The organism is Weizmannia sp. FSL W8-1119, from assembly GCF_038008605.1.
GTDB classification, from domain to species: Bacteria; Bacillota; Bacilli; order Bacillales; family Bacillaceae_C; genus Weizmannia; species Weizmannia coagulans.
The window spans coordinates 3040589-3060827 of record NZ_JBBOZL010000001.1 but is presented as its reverse complement, the minus strand read 5'-3'; the positions used below and the strand labels follow the sequence as shown (position 1 = coordinate 3060827).

Below are 20239 nucleotides of genomic sequence, written 5' to 3'. Positions count from 1 at the left end.
CTTTCTTTTACAAATCCAACATACTTCCTTCAAAATCCTTTTTTACAATAAGAGGCGTAAGCACAAAACGAAAAAGGGGAGGAAGAACATTGGGTAAAAAGAACCGTATGATGAAAGCGGCAATTGCCTTGTCTGCAGTGGCGGTATTGGGGATATCCGGGATTGCAAATGCAAAAGCTTACAAGCCTTCGCAACACACCGGTCACGCCACTTCCGCGAAGACGAAGAACGTGATTCTGTTTGTCGGGGATGGTATGGGGGCTGCGCAACGGGATGCGATCCGCCTTGCTTCAACCGGCCTGAGCGGGGACCTTGAAATGAACAAAATGCCGTATACGGGGGTTGTACATACAAGCTCCACCTCCGTGGTGACCGATTCGGCTGCGGCTGCGACCGCTATGGCGTCAGGCGTTAAAACGTATAACGGGGCAATCGGTGTCGATGCCAATAAAGTAAGCAAAAGGACCGTCCTTGAAGAAGCAAAGCAAGCCGGCAAGTCAACAGGATTGGTCACGACAAGCCAAATCACAGATGCAACGCCTGCCGCTTTCGGTGCCCATGTCAAAAACCGTTCTGAACAGAGCAAAATTGCAAAGCAATATTTGAAAAACAGCAAAGTGGACGTGTTGCTCGGCGGCGGGGAAGATTACTGGTACCCGCAAGGCACACAGGGCGCTTATAAAGACCACCCGGCAAAAGATACTTCCGAAGCAAGCAAAGGCACGGAAGGAAATCTTGTCGACGAAGCGAAACGGCTCGGTTACCAGTATGTTTCAGATGCTTCCGGACTGAAAAAGGCAGGCGGGAATAAGCTTTTAGGCCTTTTTGCCAATGAAGAAATGTTTGAACAGCGAGAGGAAGGCCAAGGCGACCAGTACGACCCGGTTGTTTCACTTCCGGAAATGACAAAAAAAGCAATCAGCACGCTGTCAAAAAATAAAAACGGCTTTTTCCTGATGGTTGAAGAAGAAGCCATCGATGAAATGGCCCATGAAAATAACGCCTCCCAGCTGATCAAGGCGGGCCGGCAACTGGATCATGCCGTAAAAGTGGCAAAGGATTATGCGAAAAAGCACCCGGATACACTTGTGCTCGTCCTGGCCGACCATGACTGCGGCGGCATGACGGTTGAAAATGTCGATAACAGCGACGAATCCGGGGACGGCATTTCAAAAGAAGACGGACCGTTCCAGGTGGCGGGTTCAAGCGCGCAATTTGTCGTGGACTGGACAACTTCCGGCCATACGGCAGTCGATATCCCGCTCACGGCGATAGGCAGCGGCGCATCGTTGTTTGAAGGCACTTATGAAAACACATATATCCATGATGCTTTGCTGAGAGCGATGGGGCTGAAAAAATAATATATACCGGCCGGACAACTGCCGGGGTGGTTTTCTCCGTATACCACCCCGGCAAAATCTGTTATAATAGAGGCAAATTTTGCGGAAAGGATGGGAGCCTTGTGGCAGCAATGGAAAAAGCCAAACAGGTTTTAAAGCAATATTATGGCTATGATCATTTCCGCCGCGGGCAGGAAGCCATTATCAGCCGGATCATGGATGGCAAGGATACACTGGGCATGATGCCGACCGGCGGGGGGAAGTCGGTTTGCTACCAGGTGCCGGCCATGCTTTTATCAGGGGTCACGCTTGTCATTTCGCCGCTGATTTCCCTGATGAAAGACCAGGTGGATACACTTTCAGGCATGGGGATACCGGCAACATATGTGAACAGCTCCCTGGATCCGACAGAAATCAATGAGCGGCTTGCGGCTGCATCAAAGGGCGCATACAAATTAATTTATCTCGCACCGGAACGGCTCGAATTTCCTCCTTTTTTGCATCTTCTCGAAAACATCAATGTCTCCCTTATCGCTGTCGATGAAGCGCATTGCATCTCACAATGGGGCCACGACTTCCGCCCAAGCTACCGTTTAATCGAAAAACTAATTTCACAATTCAAGCCAAAACCGGTGACGCTTGCTTTAACCGCTACAGCGACGCCGCAGGTAAAGAAAGACATTTGCCAGCTGCTCATGATTCCGGAAGAAAACACAGTGGCTACAGGTTTTGCCCGTGAGAACCTGCATTTCCAAGTGGTGAAAGGCCAGGACCGCGATGCCTTTGTGCTGGACTACATCCTGAAAAATAAAAACCAGTCCGGGATCATTTACACGGCAACGAGAAAAGAGGCCGAACGCATTTATCATTTTCTTGTTAAAAATGGCATTCGTGCGGGAAAATATCATGCAGGGATGAAAGAAGCGGAGCGCGGCAGCTTTCAGGACCGGTTTTTATACGATGATGTTTCCGTGATGGTCGCCACCTCCGCTTTCGGGATGGGGATCGACAAAAGCAATGTGCGGTTTGTCATCCATTATCATATGCCGAAAAATATGGAGGCGTATTACCAAGAAGCAGGACGGGCCGGGCGCGATGGGGAAGAAAGCGACTGTATTTTGTTGTTTGCTCCCCAGGATATCCATACGCAAACTTTTTTAATTGAGCAGTCAGCCAACGAAGACAGAAAACTGGGCGAGTATGCCAAGTTGCGAAAAATGATTGACTACTGCCATACGGAAGGCTGTTTTCAGCAGTTCATTTTGCATTATTTCGGCGAAAAAGAGGCACAGCCGTGCGGCAAATGCGGCAACTGCTTGGATACCCGCGCAAAAACAGACGTGACAAAAGAAGCGCAAATGGTTTTTTCCTGTGTCAAAAGGATGCAGGAACGGTTCGGCAAAACCATGATTGCAAAAGTGCTGGCCGGGTCAAACGACCAGAAAATCAGGCAATTCGGTTTTGACAAGCTGTCCACTTTTGGCATTATGAAAGACAAAACGCAAAAAGAAGTGGCTGAACTGATTGATTTTCTGACAGCTGACGGTTTTTTGCGTGCCAAAGACGGTACATACCCGGTGCTTATGCTGACAAAAAAGGCAGTGGAAGTCCTGCTTTCAAAAAAACAGGTTTTCCGGAAAGAAAGTGTCAGGGCGCAGCAAATTGCAACCGATAACCTTTTATTTGAAAAACTGCGCACACTTCGCAAAGAGATTGCTGACCGTGAAAAAATACCGCCTTATATTGTCTTTTCCGACCAGTCGCTGAGGGAAATGAGTGCCAGGATGCCGGTAACCAGGGAGGCTTTCCTGCAGGTGAAAGGGGTTGGGGAAAGAAAGGCGGAACAGTACGCCGAGCTGTTTATGCACGTGATCCGGACATACATGGAAGAAGAAGGGATACAAGCGCAAGCGCAGCCGAAAGCATTGCCGCATACAAAAAAAGCGCGTGAAGACGGGAAAGAAAAAAGCCATCATGTGACATACCGCCTGTTACAAGAAGGCAAAACGATCCGTGAAATTGCGGAAATCCGCGGCATGTCGGAAAGAACGATTGAAACGCATGTGATCAAATGTTCAGACGAGGGATTTCCGGTAGAATGGAGCCGCTTTATTCCCGAAAGGTACCGGGAGCGAATCGCCGATGCCGCAAGCCGGGCAGGTACCGGGCGGCTTACGCCGATAAAGGAATTGCTGCCGGATGAGGTCAGTTATTTTATGATCCGGGCTTTCTTACAGGAAAGGAAGCATCATCCGGACCAAGGAAAAACAGTATCATATATTTCTGGAGGGGATTGGCATCATGATTGAATGTATCGCGTCTGATATGGATGGAACTTTGCTCAACTCAAGGCAGGAAGTCAGCCCGGCAAATGCCGAAGCGATTAAATTGGCACAGAAAAAAGGGATTCACTTTGTCGTGACAACTGGCCGGTCTTATGAAGAAGCGCGGCTTGTGCTCGATCCTGTCGGCATTGACTGTACGGTCATCGGGCTGAACGGGGCCGAAGTGCGGGATGAAAAGGGAAAATTACTCAAAACAAGCGGGCTGGATCCCCTGACAGCTTCCCGGGTTGCTGATGTTTTCGACCAACTCGGCATTTATTATGAATTTTTTACAAATAAAGGCACTTATACGGAAGATTACGAGGAAAACATGGATATGCTGGTCGATTTGTTCCATTCCGCAAACCCTGAAGTGCCGGTGGAAGAAGTGCGAAATTATATTGAGCAGCGCGGCATCCGGAGATACGTCCATAATATTGGAGATACAAAGGATATTTTTCACGATCCGTCCATTTTGTTTTACAAAATACTGGCCTTTAATGAAGAAGAACAAAGGCTGCGGAAAATCGGCAAGGATCTTGAAAAAGACTTTCCAGATATTAAAGTGACTTCATCAGGATTCCGCAATATTGAAATCAACCATGTGTCGGCGCAAAAAGGGATTGCGCTCAAGGAATACACGGAAAAACACGGGCTCTCGATGGAAAAAACGATGGCCATCGGGGACAACTTAAATGATATTTCCATGCTCGAAAGGGTGGGCTACCCGTTTGCGATGGGAAATGCCGAAAATGAAGTATTGGAAATTTGCCGCTACCGGACGAAAAGAAATGATGAAGACGGCGTGGCAAAAGCGATTTACAGAATGCTTGAAATGTGTTAGAACACAATTGCCCCCCGTTTATATTGGTAAACCGGGGGGCAATTATATTGCAATGACGGCGTCAGAGCCCCTTGCACCACTCAGCCCATGGCGCCTTTACGGGCTCGCTTTTTACCATTACCGGACCCGGTCGTTTTCCCAGTCATACGTCCAGAAGTATTCATAATGGAGCCATTCCAGGGTTTCCGGGTCCTTTTGCTTCAGTTTTTCTTCCCGTTCCGCCATCATCCAGCCGGTCTGGGAAAGGTGGGCTTTCATGGCGCCGATTTTTTGTTCGGCTGCGCCGCTCACATCATTGCGGACATCCGGCTTTCCGATCTCCGCTTCATGGTTTTTGGAAAAGGCAACGCAGTGGAGTTTCGGGCGTTTGTCTTCAGGAATCCGGCGGAGCGCGCGGACAACGGCTCTTCCGGTTGCTTCATGGTCAGGGTGGACAGAGTAGCCCGGGTAAAAGGTAATGACAAGTGACGGGTTCAGCTCATGGACGAGGTCGAGTACCATTTTGGCCATCTTCTCATCATCTTCAAATTCTACCGTTTTATCGCGCAACCCCATCATGCGCAAATCCTGGATCCCCATGATTTCGGCCGCTTTTTGCAGTTCTCTTTTCCGGATATGCGGCAGCGATTCCCTTGTGGCAAAAGGGGGATAGCCGAGATTTCGCGCCATTTCCCCGAGCGTAAGGCAGGCATAAGTGACCGGCGTGCCGTTTTTCACATAGGTTGCGATCGTGCCGGATACACCGAAAGCCTCGTCATCGGGATGCGGGAAAATCACCAGAACATGGCGCTCTTTTTCCATTTTTCTCATCTCCTCACTCAAATGGTGTTGTACTCAATTCGAGGGCAACGGCCAGCTTCCCGTCAAAACCGTGGCCTGCAAAAAGCAGGCGGTCGAATTCATCTTTTTCAAAGTGGGTCAGGCCTTCTGCATAAATCCAGCCGATTTTCATTTTCAGGCCGATCCGGTACGGGCCGTCCCCAACAATTTTTCCGTGTTCATAGGATACTTGCGCATTGCGGATATAGGCGCCTGCAGAGAAAAATGACTCATTGACATGGGAGGCATAGGCGCCATTGGTTGTTTCCAAATGGATATACACCGGTTTTCCGGCAAGTTCGTCCAGCCATTTTTGGGCTGTTTGTTTTTGTATCGGTTCCATTTTTTTCCTCCTTTTGGCCGTCCGCTCCTGTTTCTTTCCATTATACCAACCGGCGGCGCTTTAAGGAAAAATTAAAAACCGGGTCCCCGGCGGAATGTTCCGGCAGGGTCCGGTTTGGCTTAAGAGTTGGTATGCGAAAAACGGGTATAGGCTCCGTGCATCACAGGGCCGACATATTCGTTCAGCTTAAAGCCATGTTCAATCGCCATATGGACAAATTCTTTTGCCACTTTCACTGCGCCGGACACTGTGTTGCCCTTTGCCAGTTCGGCCGTGATGGCTGCGGCAAATGTGCAGCCTGCACCGTGGTTATATGTTGTTTTTATTTTTTTCGATTCGAGAATTTCAAAATCTTCCCCATCATAGAACAAGTCGATGGCCTGATCCGTATCCAGCCCCCTGCCACCTTTGATGACAACATTTTTCGCGCCCAGTTCATGGATTTTGACCGCTGCTGCTTTCATATCCTCAACGGTTTTAATCGGGCCGGTTTGTGCCAGTTGCCAGGCTTCAAACAAGTTCGGCGTTGTAATCGTCGCCCGCGGCAGCAAAAGCTCGCGCATTGCATCCGTATTTTCCGGCTGCAATACTTCATCTTCGCCTTTGCATACCATAACCGGGTCAATGACCACTTTGTCGAGATGGTATTCATCTATTTTACGGGCGGCCAGTTCAATAATATCCACTGAACCGAGCATACCGGTTTTCATGGCATCAATTCCGACAGAAAGGATGGTCTCAAGCTGCGGTTCAACAATGTTGACATCAATCGGGAAAACATGATGATGCCATCCGTTTTTAGGATCCATCGCAACGATGGAAGTAATCGCGGACATGCCGTAAACCCCGAGTTCCTGGAATGTTTTCAAGTCCGCCTGAAGTCCCGCGCCGCCGCTCGAATCAGAACCGGCCAGCGTAAAAGTTTTCTTTAAACCCATCACGCACCCATCTCCTTTAAAATAAGCTTTACACTATTTTAGAATATAATACTGCCATAAAAAATACAAATCCCGGGGACGGGCACAAAAGCGGCCGGATGCTTGATGGAACAGGGCATGGGCTTGCTGCGCCATTGCCTCCTGATTGTTTGTTAAAAAAGGCTGGCATTCTTATCCAATTCTTAAATTTCGCTTAAGGTCTTATTAAATTCCCTAGCTACTATAGGGCTTGCTGAACGAATCAGATTCGGTCACAAACAATCCAAATTCCGATTATCAAAATATAAAATAGTGTTGTGCAAAAATTTTAAAAAAAGAACCCTGAGCTTCCGCTCCAGATTCAGTATGAGAAATTGAAGGGCTACTACTGTTTCGCTGGTCTCTTGGAGGCGTGCTCGAATAAGGCCTAGCCCATACTTGCGCTTGCCTTCGCCAAATTTGCCTTCAACGGCATTACGTTCAGAGGCATCCTGCCTTGCCACATGTTCTAAGGTTTTGTCTTCCATTTTGGATGGACGTCCTAACCTTGGCCCACTCAGACGAATGCCAAGAGATTTACAGTATGCCAAATTATCACGGTTTCGGTAGATTTTATCTGCTAAAATCGCTTCTGGATAAAATCCGAACCGGTTGTAGTAGTTCTCAATAGATTCTCTAAGGGTGATCCCTTCATTGTAATTTTCCCAGTCGAGTTGCTCAATCAAGGCATAGCCATCTACAACGCTAATGGCGACTTTTGAGCCGAATTCCACGTTCGCTTTTGCCTTGCCACGCACAATTGGACGGACATGCGGCTGTGAAATGCTCACAATCCGGTGGTCAATCCGATGTGTTTTCTTTTTGTACATTTCTGCCTGTTGGCGGTAAAGTTCATGAATCACGAGGAGTTGTCGATATTCATCTTTGCTCAAAAGAGACAGGGAGCTTTGGGAAATGAGATTTCCAATGATCTCCAGATTCCGTTTCACATATCCAAGTTGTTTGCCGACAGCTTTCCGGATTTTCCGGGCTCCAGCTTTGCGTTGCTTAGCGACAGAAAGATAGTCCCTGCGGGCTCTTTTTCTGTAGGTCCGTGGCTTTCGTAATTTTCCTTTGTGCGGTTCATGCAGTACATCAATGATGTGTTCCAGTTTCTCACGGGCTTCGTTCAAAAGCCCCAGGTCAGTAGGGTAAGCAATATCAGCCGGTGCACAGGTTGCGTCCAGAATGAGCTTTCCTTTGTTCTTCGTTTTAGGAGAAGCCGATCCAGTTGAATTCTCTTCCGAAGCAGGACCGGAAGGTTGATGATCACCACTACTATGATCGTCATCATCATGGTGATCATCATCGTTGTCATTTTCCTTAGATGCTTCTTCCGATTGGCGTTCTTGTTCTTCCAGAACAATCCATTCATTCAGTTCATTGATGATGTTTGCACCCAAACGTTTTCTAAAACGAGTCATCAGAGAATGATCGAATGGGGCTTTTTCCTGGAATTCAGGCAACCCGATAAAATACTGAAGATACGGGTTTTCCGTGATCTGTTCGACTGTTTCTCGGTCAGATAGCCCAAGCCGTTCTTTGATATAGAGAGCCCCAAGAGCAACTCTGACAGAATAAGCCTTTTCGCCTTTGAATTTTTTCTTGAAGGACTTGGCATACTTTTCTTCAGCCTTCCACCAAGGGATTAATTCAGCAAGACGGACCCAGCGATTTTCTTTATTTCATTTTCCACCGAATGGTAGAAAAAAATCTTCTACAAAAGTTAATTGATGTTCGGTCTTTTTGTACATCGTAACGGCCTCCAAGTGCAAGGTTTTTTACACGTTTCCTATAAAATCCTTACACTTTATATTCGACAAAAGTGGCCAAAATCCTTGTCAAATCTGGAATTTTTGTTTATTCAGCAAGCCCTATTTATAACTATGCTTTTTCTAAATAGTATTCAGTCACTATTTAATGATGATAATAAATCCGGCTTTTTAGACTTTCTAAATACAACAGGTGTATCTTTCAATAGGATAGTATTTGCACGTTATTTAACGGGTGTTTCGTTATGTCTTATCTCAAGCATTTTTTCTTTTTTAGTTAATTTAATTATATATGTCTTTTATAAAAATTTGCCTTTAAAATCTTACTTATTTATAGGGCTTTTAACCCTGTGTATTTCTTTAATGTATATGCTTATTTTAATTCCATTTATATACTTGTTCAATCAAAACGGATTAACTATTGCTGTCATATTGATAATTTTGATTGCTTTTATACTCTCCAAAGTTAATCATTCAGCCTTAAAGATTTCAAATTTTTTCAATCTCCTAACCTAAAATTAGGTTTTTATTTTGTGCTTTGTGTTTTATTAACTGCTGGTATTTCTTATATAGTCTCCGTCATTATATGCAAAAAGCGCTTTTATAACTGAAAAAATGATAAAAATGAGGATTCCATAAATGTTATTATTTGAATTAAAAATTACCCTTAATCGAGGCGCTGGAAAATGAATGATCCCGTATTTTTGGCTTTCCTTCCAGGTTTTCAAATTCAATAAAAATAAAAAGGGCATTTTTCTTCAAAAAGGGCATACGTATCCTTCTTTTACAAAATGGGTGTTTTTTTTCAATGCCCTTTGTGAAAAGAAACAATCTTGTGCGGCGTTTTTAGTTTATGGGAGGAAACTGCTCCTGCTTCACGTCGCGTTCCACAACGATGAATTTGCGCAATTCCGGACCAGCTTCTTCTAAAAGTGCATTCCCATCGTTGTTTTACCTATGTTTAATCTGGCAACTGGCCCAGGAAATTGCTGGTATGAATGCTTATTTTCGTAATTTCTGTTGCAACTTTTTGTCTATAAAATAGGCTGCGATAAAAATCGCCGGTATAAACAATAACTTTGGAATAGATATATTTGAAATCCCCGTTTTTTTAATATAGACAAAAACAAAAATGGCGATTAGTACCAGCGTGAACATGGCGGATTTCATTCTCCCACACCCCCATCCGTGTTATTTAAACTTTTTAACTGCCAATTTTCGCTATTTAATTCATGTGTGAAAGACAGGCTTGCTTCCTTTTCATGTGACACAATAACAAACGTTTTTTGCTTACTTTGTGTGATGATGTCAGATAAAACTTTTCTACTGGAAGTGTCCAAGGAATTAAACGGCTCATCCAATAAGACCAATTCTGAAGGGATCGATAAGTTAATGGATAAAAAGATTTTTTGCCGGGTCCCTAATGACAAATTTTTCACTTGCTCATTCTTATAGGCATCAACATCAAACTTTTTACAGTATTCATATACTTGTTTGCTGAATACAGGGCCGTAATGAAATAACAAATTGTAAAATTGAATATTTTGTTCCATTGTTAATTCTTCATAAAATACAGGAGAGTCTCCAACAAATACTCTACGCTTGCGAATGTCTGCAAAACTTAGCTTTTCACCAAAAAACCGCAACTCATAAGACAGATGAGGATCGTCTATAATATTTGCAATGATTTTCAGCAAAGTAGTCTTTCCTGAACCGTTTTTTCCATATAATCTTACAATACTGTTTTGATCTATCTCGATATTTACGTTATTAAATAACCTGGGTTGATTTTCATAACCATAAGTTAAATGCTTTATTGATATCCTTTCCATATCTATTTCACTTCCGTTCATACATGTGATATGTCCGCTTCAATCCATGCAGCAATTACCAATAAAATGGTTGCGAAAAGAAAAATCGATACTAACTTTATAATTTCAACTTTATATCTTAACTCTTGTTCACTTTTAGAATTCAATTTTAAAATGTTAATGCAACGCAGGCTTTCAAAGCCAATTGTTGCAAAAAGCAAAAATGCAATTACTTCTATAATCCCATGTGGGATTATTCCGGTTAATACAGGTTTGAGCCCATGGTTTCTTATAATTGCAAATGAGAAAGCACCTAAAAAAACCCCATTATACCCCAAATATATTATACTAATTACACCCAAACTAATCCAACCTAATACCATGATTTTAAGCCCCAATGTATAATTATGAAGAAACAGGTCAACAAATCTTTGCTCATTTTCGGTATACTTGAAACTTAAAAATTTTGATAAGAATGCTCCGGTTATAAAACTAATACAATAAACGGCTAAAGAAACAAAAAAGTATTTTTTATATGTGGTAATTATATTTTTCATAAATTCTTAAATCCCCGTGTTTAGTTATTTTTTGTTTTAATAAACCTATTGACAGGACTGTTTGATTTTTTTGTAATCCTTGTTGCTGTAAACTACTTGTCCAAAAAGAGTAAAGGCGATAGCCAAGAAGGGGCAGAGCCAATAAATCCCCGAGATAAATTTGAACATCGCTATTATGATCAACCCTAATATTGTAAATTGGGTTACAAGCTTAGATAATACATTATTCGCTGTAGCAATTAAAGAGAATCCATCGAATTCATTCAGCCTGTTAATTTTGGGAGGATTACTTTTGCTAAGTAATAAAACAAAAACGTCATAATTGGTTCTAAGTGAGTATAAAACATATTCGTTTTTTATTGCATAAAAAAATGGAATTAAAATCAAAAAAGATAGACTTTGTTGAAACGAAATAAACAAAGTTGCAATAAAGAACAAAAACAAATGACAAAATAAATATATATTGATCGTTCTTTTTAATAATTCATATTTTGAGAATAGAATACAATTCTTTTTTAACTCATATATTTTAAAAATTTCCATCATAGAACATTCTTGTTCAAGCTTAAAAATTTTTTTGTAGATAAAGCTTGTAGTGCTTATCGCTCCCTTCAGAATGATGTGGAGCTGAAAAAACATAAAAATAAGGGTAACGATGATATTATGAATATAAGGTGCCGAGGCCAATGAAATTCCTGTACTGACAGAAAGTTCTCCCGTGATAAACAGGTCAAAAGGATTGTTCAGTAATTCTTTTGAGTTTGCTTTTAAAGAATAGTAGTCAGCATAGGTATAATAGTGCTCCTTATTCAATGTTTTATATAAAAAACCAAAGAAGGGCGTTTGATAATAAACTTCCTTCGTATCTTTTGAGAAAGCAAAAATGATAATACTAATGATGAATAGCAATACCACGGTTAAAGTAGCCGTGAGAATATGCATATGGCTAACAAACAAGGCTGCATTTTTAAAAATGATAAACAAATTTGAGCTTAGAAGTATTTCTTTTGCTTGATTATTTAAATTTGTGATGGCTTTTAATTTATATCCATAAGTAGATATGTTACGTCTTGATTCATAAATGATTTGCATGAAGATGGAAGCAACGGTATAAACGAAGCAGCATAACAAAGCTTTTGTTGTCAGGTTTAGTACAATACGGAAACCTTTATGATAAGATAACGATTTTCCAAGTAAATGAATACAAAACAGGAGCAGTTCGAACAAAATCACAATCAATATGTACTTCGTTCCCATCCTGTGTAAATAAAAAAACACCCCAAACGGCACGATTTTGGTTAAACTTTGCACCATGCTAACCATCCAGTCGAGCAGTATAACCTTTTTCATTAAATTGTTATTCTTCCCGAGATACCTGCTAAAATGATAGACCAAGTACCTTTCATCTAACATTTTTCTTGTTGTCATAACAGCTTTCACTTGGTCGCCAACAGTCAGAATCAGAGCCACTCCAATAAGAATATTTTTATGGTCCGGTAAAAAGAACCTGTTAAAAATAGAAATTAAAAATACAGATATAAAGACTTCAAACAAAAAACTCAATAGAATGTATTTTTTAGTGCTCTTTATTTTCAGTACCTTTTTTATTAAAAAACCTCGGGTTGAGTATGTATTTATGATATATAGCATAACAAGCCTAAAAATCCCCATAAACATCACTCCACAATAAAAATCAATAAATGTTTTTTAACAGCCAGGACTGTAGATCCTGGCTGTTCCAGTTTTTACCAAGCAATAGCTCTTTTTTTGCCATATTCCTTAGCTAAATGTTTTACTTCTGCAATAAACGCTGTCCATCCCATATCGAGGATTGCATCAACGCCACCTGACATAACTACTGTGACGGCTCCTATTATAGATGCTATAGTACCAGCATGCAATACAGCTGTAACAACACCAGATGCTATTCCTGCAGAAACATGAAACTTAGATGCAACGTGGAATAATCCCATATTATATTCACCTCCCTTTTAAAAGTAGACCCTCGGGATTAGTTACATTTTTAAAATTTAATATTTTTATTATTTTAATTTAACCCGAAGGGCCTATTTTAATAACTTTTATATAAATGTTATGCACATTTATATCATTTATTGCTTGGAAATTATCAATTTGTTCAAGTGTATGTTATTAAAATGTGTGTTTGTTGACAATAGACACATGTGTCCAGTTATACCTGAAAACGAGCTTTTTGCGATGTTAACAATTTTTCTTTCAATGCAAATAGAACACCACCAGAAATATAATATTGTCAGATAAATATATGCCCATTTTCACTATAAAGTCAATTTTACACGCTTAAAAAATGTACTGTTATCAGATAATTGTTGAAAAAATATAGAAATGTATCTAAAAAAAGGCGCACGAATCCAATGATCCACAAGCGCTTTTTTTGAAATTGATTTCCTTTATGTGGATAAGTTAAGAAACGAGGCTTCTCATTTTTTCAGCCTGGTTCTCTTTGATCCGGCCTAAGGCCATGGCTAACATGACACAGAGTGCCAGTCCACAACGCAGCTTCATTTTAGCCATTCCCCGAATTGTATGAAGTTCAAAGCCGAAAGAAGTATCAAGCCGGCTGTTCACGCGCTCTACAGCTGTACGTCTGTTGTATTCTTTTTTCCACTTATAGCTCGATCGATCAATGGGTGTAAAAATACGCCTGTCTTCAGATAATGAGATACGGAGCCCTTGTGCCACGGGGCATTGAGCCTTGCCTTCACATGTCACTCCCATTTGTTTCGCCGGGCAAAGTTTTTTTAGTTTCTGGCGGTCTTTCTCAAATCCCCCGTTGCACATTTCCCGTTGTTTACCTGTTTCAGGGCATACGCAGGATACGGTTCCTTTGTAGTTATAAACGACGTTTTCCTTTCCCGGGAGTAATCGTGTTTTGTCGGGGTCTTTCCACATATTGCGAATATCAATGATGGGCTTAATCTTATACGTATCCCAGAGTTTCGTAATCAGCTTCGTGTCATCATAACCCCGGTCTCCCGCCATCGTTTCCGCTGTTTTCAGAAGCTTTGGCTGCTTTTCTTCCATTTGCTCTAAGAGTTTATGCCCTTCCGTAATGTCTGACTCAGACGCTTTTGTAACCTTGAATGTTACCGGTAACTCGTAGGTTGCATCCACCACCAGATGCAGTTTGTAGCCAAACCATTTCACAACTTTTTGCCATGGGTTGCCTTCTTTTGTCACACCACTGTAAACCTTCTGGCTATGATTTGCATCCAGATCCCGGCGACCATCCTCGGTTTCATGCTTGTTCGGATGTTTAGAAAACGATGAGATCGCCTTGCTGTCGATTGCCAAGCGTTTACCAAAATCCGGCAACCGTTCCAGGAGCTGTTCTACCAAAGTCTCAAACATTTTATCCATCATTTCTTCGTCACGGATTAGGGATTTTAGAAAGCGCGTATAGGCATATGAAGTTGGAACCTGCCCTTCAAAGCCACACATCTCCCTTAATTGGCCATTACGGGAGAGTTCACGGCGTAATTTCTCAATGCTTTCATGTTGAAATACAATGCCTGCCAAGATAGAATTCCACATGGCACGAACGGGGTAGTCATTACGGCCCTTCCCCCTTTTCTTTTCAAGGCTTTGCATGAACGCTTCATCAGGCATGTAGTCCAGTACAAGGCGAAGACGGTCTAAATCTCCAAGAATCTCAATTTCTTTCCATGTAAACAGACTCATTTGTGGTATAATAGCCATACAGGTGAACCTCCCAGTGTTAACTCCCAGTGTTAAGATGTTAGTCCTAAAACTATTTTAACCTACTGGGGAAACGGGTTCACCTGTTTTTGTTTCAGTGGGGTGGAATTTTTGTCCACTCCTTATTTTTTTATCATTTTTGCTTGTTTCCCCCTCTTTTTAGGGGGAAAATTTTTTTATCCTTTTTTCAAACCCTTGGGCTACAAGGAGTCTGTAACATCGCAATTACCTCGAAAACAGAAGGATGGGTGATGAAGTAAAGCTTTTGGAAAAAGTGTCTGATAGATTTCAGCATATATCTTTAGTGATGCCGAAAAAGTATGTGTAAAATTTTACTCGAAGGGCAGATGAGTGGAAAAAAATGGGAAGACGCTCTATCATTTAAATGTACGCTTGTGGGCGAATACATTTAGAAAGAGGTCTTCCTATGGATATTATATCAATAATTGCTAGATTATTAAAGGATACAAAAAGTCTTATTGAATTTGAAGAACAAGTTAAAATTCTGATCCAGAATGCCTTTACGCAATGGGTTGGGGAAATATTTGAGACGTTAGATAAAACAATTAAGCAAAAAAAGCTGGAGGATGGCTGGGAGTACTGCCGGAGTGATAACAGAAGCATTCAGTTTTTATTTGGAAATGTGACCTTTAAACGTTCACTAATGCATGACCAGAAAGGGAATTCACATTATCCTCTGGATGAATGGTTAGGGCTTTTACCATACCAACGATACAGCCCGTTAGTGGAGTTAAAGGTGGCAGAGTTGGCAAGTGAGAACACCTATCGGGAGGTAGCTGATATTTTAAAAGAATGGACAGCAGTGAGCCTTAGTCACACAACTGTAGGGAACATGGTGAAACACGTAGGGAAAACGCAAGCTGAAGCCGACAAGGCACTTGTAGAAGAGCTAGAAATAGCTGATTCACTACCTGAGGGAAAGAAGGTAGATTACCTGTTTTCCGAAGCTGATGGTATATTCGTCCGGGGACTAGAAAAGAAACAGGGTTTGGAAGTCCACCACGCCATTCTCTATGAAGGATGGGAAACCAATGGCAAAAGAGTCTCTCTACACCATCCCGTTGTTATCATGACGACGAAATCCATCCAGACATTTTGGGATGAAGTCCAAGCTGTAGCAGCCAACACCTATTCCCTAGAAAAAGCTCGTGTCATTACAAATAGTGATGGAGGTGCGGGGTACACAGCTGAACGGTTTCAAACAGCATTCTCACAGTCGGAATTTCCGGTGCTCAACCAGCTGGATACCTACCACGTTGCACAAGCCATCGTAAGGACATTCGGGGGCGGAAAGAGCGAGATCAAAGAGCAAATTAGAAAAGCGATTAGAACGCATGACCTAGACCAATTCACATTGTATTTGGATACGCATGAAAGCACATTGACGGATGAAAAGAGCCTTAAGAAAGTCAAGGAGTTTCGTTCGTACATCCTAAAAAACTGGGACCGCATTTTTGACTGGAGGGACAAGGTAGAGAACGTACCGGAAGGTGCGAGAGGCCTGGGGGCAATGGAATCAAATCAAAGGCATATCTCATTCAGAATGAAGAAAAGGGGGATGCATTGGAGTAAAGCTGGCGCCGAAGCCATGGTAAAGGTGAAACAGGGCATGCTTAACGGGACATTGCAGGAAACCTATCTGAAACACCGTTCAAGAAGCGCGAGAAAGCAACGGAGCTTGCAACAATCCATCAGGATGTCTCAACTATTCAAGCAGCCTGTACGCCCGTCAGTGGGCGTAAAGCACGGATCAGTTGCCCTGCATTCAAGCAGTTCATCGGCAATGGGACATTTAAGCAAAATATTAGAGCTTTCGTTTTAAGCTTGGCTCAGTGGGGACTGATCGTTGAGGCGCGCGAAATTTACGAGACTCCTGCGGGAAAAGCGAGCCAGGAGAGACCCCGCAGCGAGGTACGAGCGAGGAGGCTCGCCGGCCGCCCGCGGAAAGCGAGTGAATTTCGCGCGCCTCAACATCCCCGTTATCCATCTTTATACGGAAATATTACATCTTTTCCGAAAATTACACCGAGCAAGTAAAGCACGGTAGCCGAAAGTGTACAAAAAGAGTGTCTTGGAATACCCGATATTTAAACCTTGTCGAGAAAAACTTGACACATACGCCGAAAAATTTTTCGTTGACAACAGTCAGTAATTTATTAAAATAAAAAGTATCGAAAGATTTTGTGATTGATTTGAATTTTTAATTGTTCGTTTTTTTAATTTGAAATGATAAGCTTGTAAATCAAAACTTGTAAATCAAAAATAGAATACTCAAATCATATGGGGTGGGAGCTGATGGTATATCAAGACAAACAATTTCAATCAGAGGAAATGTTTTTACAAAAAATCATAAATGCCGAAAATGTAGGGGTAGCAGTAAAAACTGCCAGATTAGAAAAGGGTTTGACGCAAAAGGATCTTGCAGGCAACATATTATCCGAAAAAACGGTTCATCGGATTGAAAAAGGTCAAGTACTACCCAGTCTGTTTACCTTTTTTTACATATTGAGCAGACTAGAATTATCAGCTGACAGTTTTTTGTCTCTCTTAAGTGATCTGTTTTTATAATTTTTGCAACTGTTAGTTTAATTGGCCTGGTTTAAAGACACGTCCCAGGATGGCTGAATATGAGCCATTTAACCTAATAAAAGCAGAAAAAAGCCGGCTTAAGGAACGCCGGCCCGGTCCGGTTTTATAGCAGGTGTTCAGGCCCCTCCTGGTTATCCGTGGCGATGACGACAACGCGCCCCTCGTCGAGTACTTTTTCATACTGTACGGCTTCCATCTCCGACAATCCGAGCGACTGCATTTTCGAACGCAGCTCATCTCCCCGCTCCCTGAACAGATTGCCGACCGAATCAATGACTCCTTGTTCTTCCATGCCGACAGATCCCGTTTCCGTTGCGTCGGTTAAATCTTTTGAACGGTCTTTGTCATGCGAGAAAATATAAATATTGTCTTTCGCAAATCCTTCATTTTCAAACTCTGTTATCTTTTTCGTCGCTTCGAGCCCGTTTTCGACCACTTCTACTTTATGCACCTGTCTTCCTCCTTCCGAAAAATGATGATACTGTTTGACATTTATATAACCGCTTCCTGCCGTCCTTAAACAAAGAAAAGTTTTACAGCCGCCGGACAAGGAAACTGATAAAATGAAAGTATAGGAAAGAAAGGGGCTGTAAATAAAATGAAGGACATTTTTAAAAATGATTGGGGCCCGCTTTTAAAGGAGGAATTCCAAAAACCATATTATTTAAAATTGAGGGAGTTCCTCAAAAAAGAATATGCAACACAGCGAATCCATCCTGATATGTTCGATATCTTTAATGCTTTTCACTATACGGCTTATCGGGATGTTAAGGTTGTCCTCCTTGGCCAGGATCCTTACCACGGACCGGGCCAGGCGCACGGGCTCAGTTTTTCAGTAAAGCCGGGGGTGGAGATTCCCCCTTCGCTCCGGAATATTTTCAAAGAGCTGCATGACGACCTTGGGTGCAGGATTCCGCAGCACGGGTGCCTGGTCAGCTGGGCAAAGCAGGGCGTGATGCTGTTAAACACCGTGTTGACTGTCAGGGAGGGGCAGGCCCATTCGCATCAGGGAATGGGATGGGAGATTTTTACAGACGAAGTGATCCGGAAAATCAATGCGAAAGAAACACCTGTCATTTTTCTGTTATGGGGGAGGCCTGCACAGAGCAAAAAAGCGCTGATCGACACCAACAAACATTTCGTTTTAACTGCTGCCCACCCAAGCCCGTTGTCCGCCCATCGCGGTTTTTTCGGGAGCCGCCCGTTTTCAAAAACCAACAATATTTTGCGCAAGTTGGGAGAAAAAGAAGTGGACTGGCAGCTGCCGGAACAGGAAAAGATATAAAACGCATTCCATCGCGGAAATCCGACAATGTTCCACGTGAAACATGACGATTTTTTTGCAAGGGATGACAGCGTTCCGCATTGTTCGGACAATTGGCCTCTGTTAAAATAAATGTAAGCAAACGATAAATGCGGGCCAGCAAAGGAAGGAAACATTGTCAGGACCGGCACCCTGCAGCCATGATGCGATCGGAAGTCATGAACCTAGCGATTACAAATTTCAGGTTGGACGCCTATGCTACAGGGAACGCATCACAGCAGCGGGATGAAAACAAATTTTCAGGCTATATAAAATGAATAAAATATCGCAGTTCTGTTGCCTTCGGAAAAAATGTCATCGTGCAAATGGAACGCGGGCTTGGGGGAAAAACTTATATTCATTGCTCATACTTTTTTGCAGTAGGCAACAGATTTCATTTATTTTATATAGAAATTGAACAGAGGTGCGGATATGGCCATTACAACGGAAATGCTTTTGGAAAAAATGGAGCAGGAATTGGCAAAGGCAAAACAGGCAATGCCGGCGGAACAACTCAGGGAGCATATCTATGCGGTAAAAGCTTTGTGCGAAGTTTTATTGGAAAGCCAGCCTGAACAGCCATTGCCTGCCGGTCCTTCTGTGCCGAAACCGGTGCTTAATCCGGAGCCGTTGAAAACGGAAGATGGTGCAAACGGGGACTCTATTTTTGACTTTTAATCGCAAACAATTGAAACAACGCCAGCCAAGCGGGAGTCCCTGTTTTCCTCTGCAGCTTCTTATACGGTTTGCACTGCCATCATAGCTTCCTATTGGCATCCAGCTTTGTATGGTGAACATTTACGTTGGCAGCGTTTCATATTAAAAAACGGGAGTGCATCGCATGAATATTTTTGTTTTTCTCGGAGCAATTAACGCATGTATATCTGTTGCGCTCGGGGCTTTCGGGGCCCACGGGTTGAAAGGGATCATGGATCAGAAGTATCTGGATATTTGGGAGACCGGCGTCCGTTATGAAATGTACCATGCGCTCGGATTGATTGCGATCGGCATTCTTTCCGGCACCCTCAAATCATCCGCACTGCTCAGCTGGTCAGGATGGTTGATGCTGATTGGCATCGTCCTTTTCTCCGGCAGCCTTTATGTTTTAAGCTTAACGAAAATCAGTGTGCTTGGTGCGATTACGCCAATCGGAGGCGTCGCGTTCCTTGCTTCCTGGATACTGCTCGGCATAGCGGCGGTAAAGTGGATGTAAGAAAAAACAGCCCGGTTTCGGAGCTGTTTTTTCTTTCGCTTATCCCCGTGGCGGATAGGTTGCCAGCGGCTGACCGGCCTGCGTTGTGCTGCCATATGGGTATTCATATTCAATTTCTTCAGAGAAGACAACATAATCAACATAGACCATCGGGATTAAATAACGCTGCCCGGTTTGCGGGTCACTGAGAATGACATGGTCCCGTCCGGCAGCTTCAATAATGCCATTGAACACTTTAGCATTCCATTCCCGGTTGTTTTCAAACGTGGCGTACAGCGTGACCAGCTTTCCTTTATTCAGCCGCAAAATATTTTCAATATACGATTGTTCAAGCGGAAGCTGGCCGGGCAGGTTCTGTGATGGCGCCTGCGCTTGCTGCCCCCCGGGAACCTGGTACTGCGGATAATATCCCCCGTAATAAGGCTGTGCGGACTGCCGGTAATAATAAGGATATCCGTATACGGGCGGTGTGTAATTGCCGTTTTCCAACTGATTTCCCCCTCCATTTTGCATATCGGTCTGCCCTGGTTTTTGTAAAATGCATAAAAAACAAGGGCATTCACTACATTCATGTGTATGCCGGCCGGAAACGGGTTATGCTTAAGATCT

19 protein-coding genes and 1 pseudogene are annotated in these 20239 nt (G+C 42.9%); 9 read left to right on the top strand and 11 right to left on the bottom strand.

The features are described 5' to 3' along the window. Positions 1–89: 89 nt before the first annotated feature. The 3 genes from NSQ19_RS14925 (at position 90) to NSQ19_RS14915 (ending at position 4508) form a co-directional block, all read left to right on the top strand. Positions 90–1361: an alkaline phosphatase gene (locus NSQ19_RS14925; protein WP_340703110.1), complete on the top strand. Its 1272-nt coding sequence runs from the start codon at positions 90–92 to the stop codon at positions 1359–1361. Between the two features lie 101 nt (positions 1362–1462). Continuing rightward, entirely contained in the window at positions 1463–3649 is a 2187-nt protein-coding gene (gene recQ / locus NSQ19_RS14920) for a DNA helicase RecQ (RefSeq protein WP_017550995.1), read from the top strand. Beyond that, positions 3642–4508, top strand: a complete 867-nt coding sequence (locus NSQ19_RS14915; RefSeq protein ID WP_029142597.1) for a Cof-type HAD-IIB family hydrolase — start codon at positions 3642–3644, stop codon at positions 4506–4508. The genes recQ and NSQ19_RS14915 overlap by 8 nt, the downstream gene beginning before the upstream one ends. Positions 4509–4625: 117 nt before the next feature. Here NSQ19_RS14915 and bshB2 read toward each other — a convergent pair whose 3' ends face one another. The 4 genes and pseudogenes from bshB2 to NSQ19_RS14895 all read right to left on the bottom strand — a co-directional run bounded on the left by bshB2 (position 4626) and on the right by NSQ19_RS14895 (position 8380). Beyond that, positions 4626–5309, bottom strand: coding sequence for a bacillithiol biosynthesis deacetylase BshB2 (gene bshB2, locus NSQ19_RS14910; protein ID WP_327076506.1), 684 nt, complete (start codon positions 5307–5309; stop codon positions 4626–4628). Between the two features lie 13 nt (positions 5310–5322). Further along, the gene (locus NSQ19_RS14905; protein WP_017550997.1) at positions 5323–5670 is read right to left on the bottom strand and encodes a YojF family protein; all 348 of its coding nucleotides are present in this window, start codon (positions 5668–5670) and stop codon (positions 5323–5325) included. A 119-nt stretch (positions 5671–5789) separates the two neighbouring features. Beyond that, positions 5790–6608, bottom strand: a complete 819-nt coding sequence (gene pdxK / locus NSQ19_RS14900; RefSeq protein WP_017550998.1) for a pyridoxine/pyridoxal/pyridoxamine kinase — start codon at positions 6606–6608, stop codon at positions 5790–5792. Between the two features lie 251 nt (positions 6609–6859). Continuing rightward, positions 6860–8380: pseudogene (locus NSQ19_RS14895) on the bottom strand (IS5-like element ISBco3 family transposase). Here NSQ19_RS14895 and NSQ19_RS15805 point away from each other — a divergent pair. Beyond that, complete coding sequence (locus NSQ19_RS15805; protein WP_445798447.1) at positions 8360–8914, top strand: ABC-2 transporter permease; 555 nt, start codon at positions 8360–8362, stop codon at positions 8912–8914. The pseudogene NSQ19_RS14895 and the gene NSQ19_RS15805 overlap by 21 nt on opposite strands. A gap of 650 nt (positions 8915–9564) precedes the next feature. Here the strand turns inward: NSQ19_RS15805 and NSQ19_RS14890 are convergent. The 5 genes from NSQ19_RS14890 to NSQ19_RS14870 all read right to left on the bottom strand — a co-directional run bounded on the left by NSQ19_RS14890 (position 9565) and on the right by NSQ19_RS14870 (position 14504). Next, on the bottom strand, positions 9565–10230 hold the full coding sequence (locus NSQ19_RS14890) for an ATP-binding cassette domain-containing protein (protein ID WP_013860792.1): 666 nt from the start codon (positions 10228–10230) through the stop codon (positions 9565–9567). Positions 10231–10247: 17 nt separating this feature from the next. Next, positions 10248–10766 (bottom strand): stage II sporulation protein M, encoded by a 519-nt coding sequence (locus tag NSQ19_RS14885; protein ID WP_017550353.1) that lies wholly within the window; start codon positions 10764–10766, stop codon positions 10248–10250. Positions 10767–10811: 45 nt separating this feature from the next. Continuing rightward, positions 10812–12437 carry a hypothetical protein gene (locus NSQ19_RS14880; RefSeq protein WP_340703109.1) on the bottom strand — a complete coding sequence of 542 codons (1626 nt, stop codon included), beginning with the start codon at positions 12435–12437 and terminating at the stop codon, positions 10812–10814. 74 nt (positions 12438–12511) lie between these two features. Continuing rightward, positions 12512–12739: an uberolysin/carnocyclin family circular bacteriocin gene (locus tag NSQ19_RS14875; RefSeq protein WP_017550351.1), complete on the bottom strand. Its 228-nt coding sequence runs from the start codon at positions 12737–12739 to the stop codon at positions 12512–12514. A gap of 469 nt (positions 12740–13208) precedes the next feature. Continuing rightward, positions 13209–14504 carry a transposase gene (locus NSQ19_RS14870; protein WP_014097075.1) on the bottom strand — a complete coding sequence of 432 codons (1296 nt, stop codon included), beginning with the start codon at positions 14502–14504 and terminating at the stop codon, positions 13209–13211. A gap of 427 nt (positions 14505–14931) precedes the next feature. Between NSQ19_RS14870 and NSQ19_RS14865 the strand changes: the two genes are divergently transcribed. Continuing rightward, positions 14932–16347, top strand: a complete 1416-nt coding sequence (locus NSQ19_RS14865) for an ISLre2 family transposase (protein ID WP_265115626.1) — start codon at positions 14932–14934, stop codon at positions 16345–16347. Between the two features lie 473 nt (positions 16348–16820). Beyond that, a complete protein-coding gene (locus tag NSQ19_RS14860; RefSeq protein WP_017550349.1) occupies positions 16821–17093 on the top strand; it encodes a helix-turn-helix domain-containing protein in 273 nt (90 codons plus the stop codon). Positions 17094–17217: 124 nt separating this feature from the next. On the opposite strand, the gene NSQ19_RS14855 is transcribed toward NSQ19_RS14860, so the two are convergent. Beyond that, positions 17218–17565, bottom strand: coding sequence for a general stress protein (locus NSQ19_RS14855; RefSeq protein ID WP_013860790.1), 348 nt, complete (start codon positions 17563–17565; stop codon positions 17218–17220). Between the two features lie 147 nt (positions 17566–17712). On the opposite strand from NSQ19_RS14855, the gene NSQ19_RS14850 reads away from it, so the two are divergent. From NSQ19_RS14850 to NSQ19_RS14840, 3 genes are all read left to right on the top strand, one after another. Next, positions 17713–18399 (top strand): uracil-DNA glycosylase, encoded by a 687-nt coding sequence (locus NSQ19_RS14850; protein ID WP_340703108.1) that lies wholly within the window; start codon positions 17713–17715, stop codon positions 18397–18399. A gap of 450 nt (positions 18400–18849) precedes the next feature. Continuing rightward, the gene (locus NSQ19_RS14845; RefSeq protein WP_017550345.1) at positions 18850–19095 is read left to right on the top strand and encodes a YwdI family protein; all 246 of its coding nucleotides are present in this window, start codon (positions 18850–18852) and stop codon (positions 19093–19095) included. A gap of 163 nt (positions 19096–19258) precedes the next feature. Next, complete coding sequence (locus tag NSQ19_RS14840; RefSeq protein ID WP_029143102.1) at positions 19259–19630, top strand: DUF423 domain-containing protein; 372 nt, start codon at positions 19259–19261, stop codon at positions 19628–19630. Between the two features lie 39 nt (positions 19631–19669). On the opposite strand, the gene gerQ is transcribed toward NSQ19_RS14840, so the two are convergent. Further along, entirely contained in the window at positions 19670–20119 is a 450-nt protein-coding gene (gene gerQ / locus NSQ19_RS14835; RefSeq protein WP_340703107.1) for a spore coat protein GerQ, read from the bottom strand. Between the last annotated feature and the right edge of the window lie 120 nt (positions 20120–20239).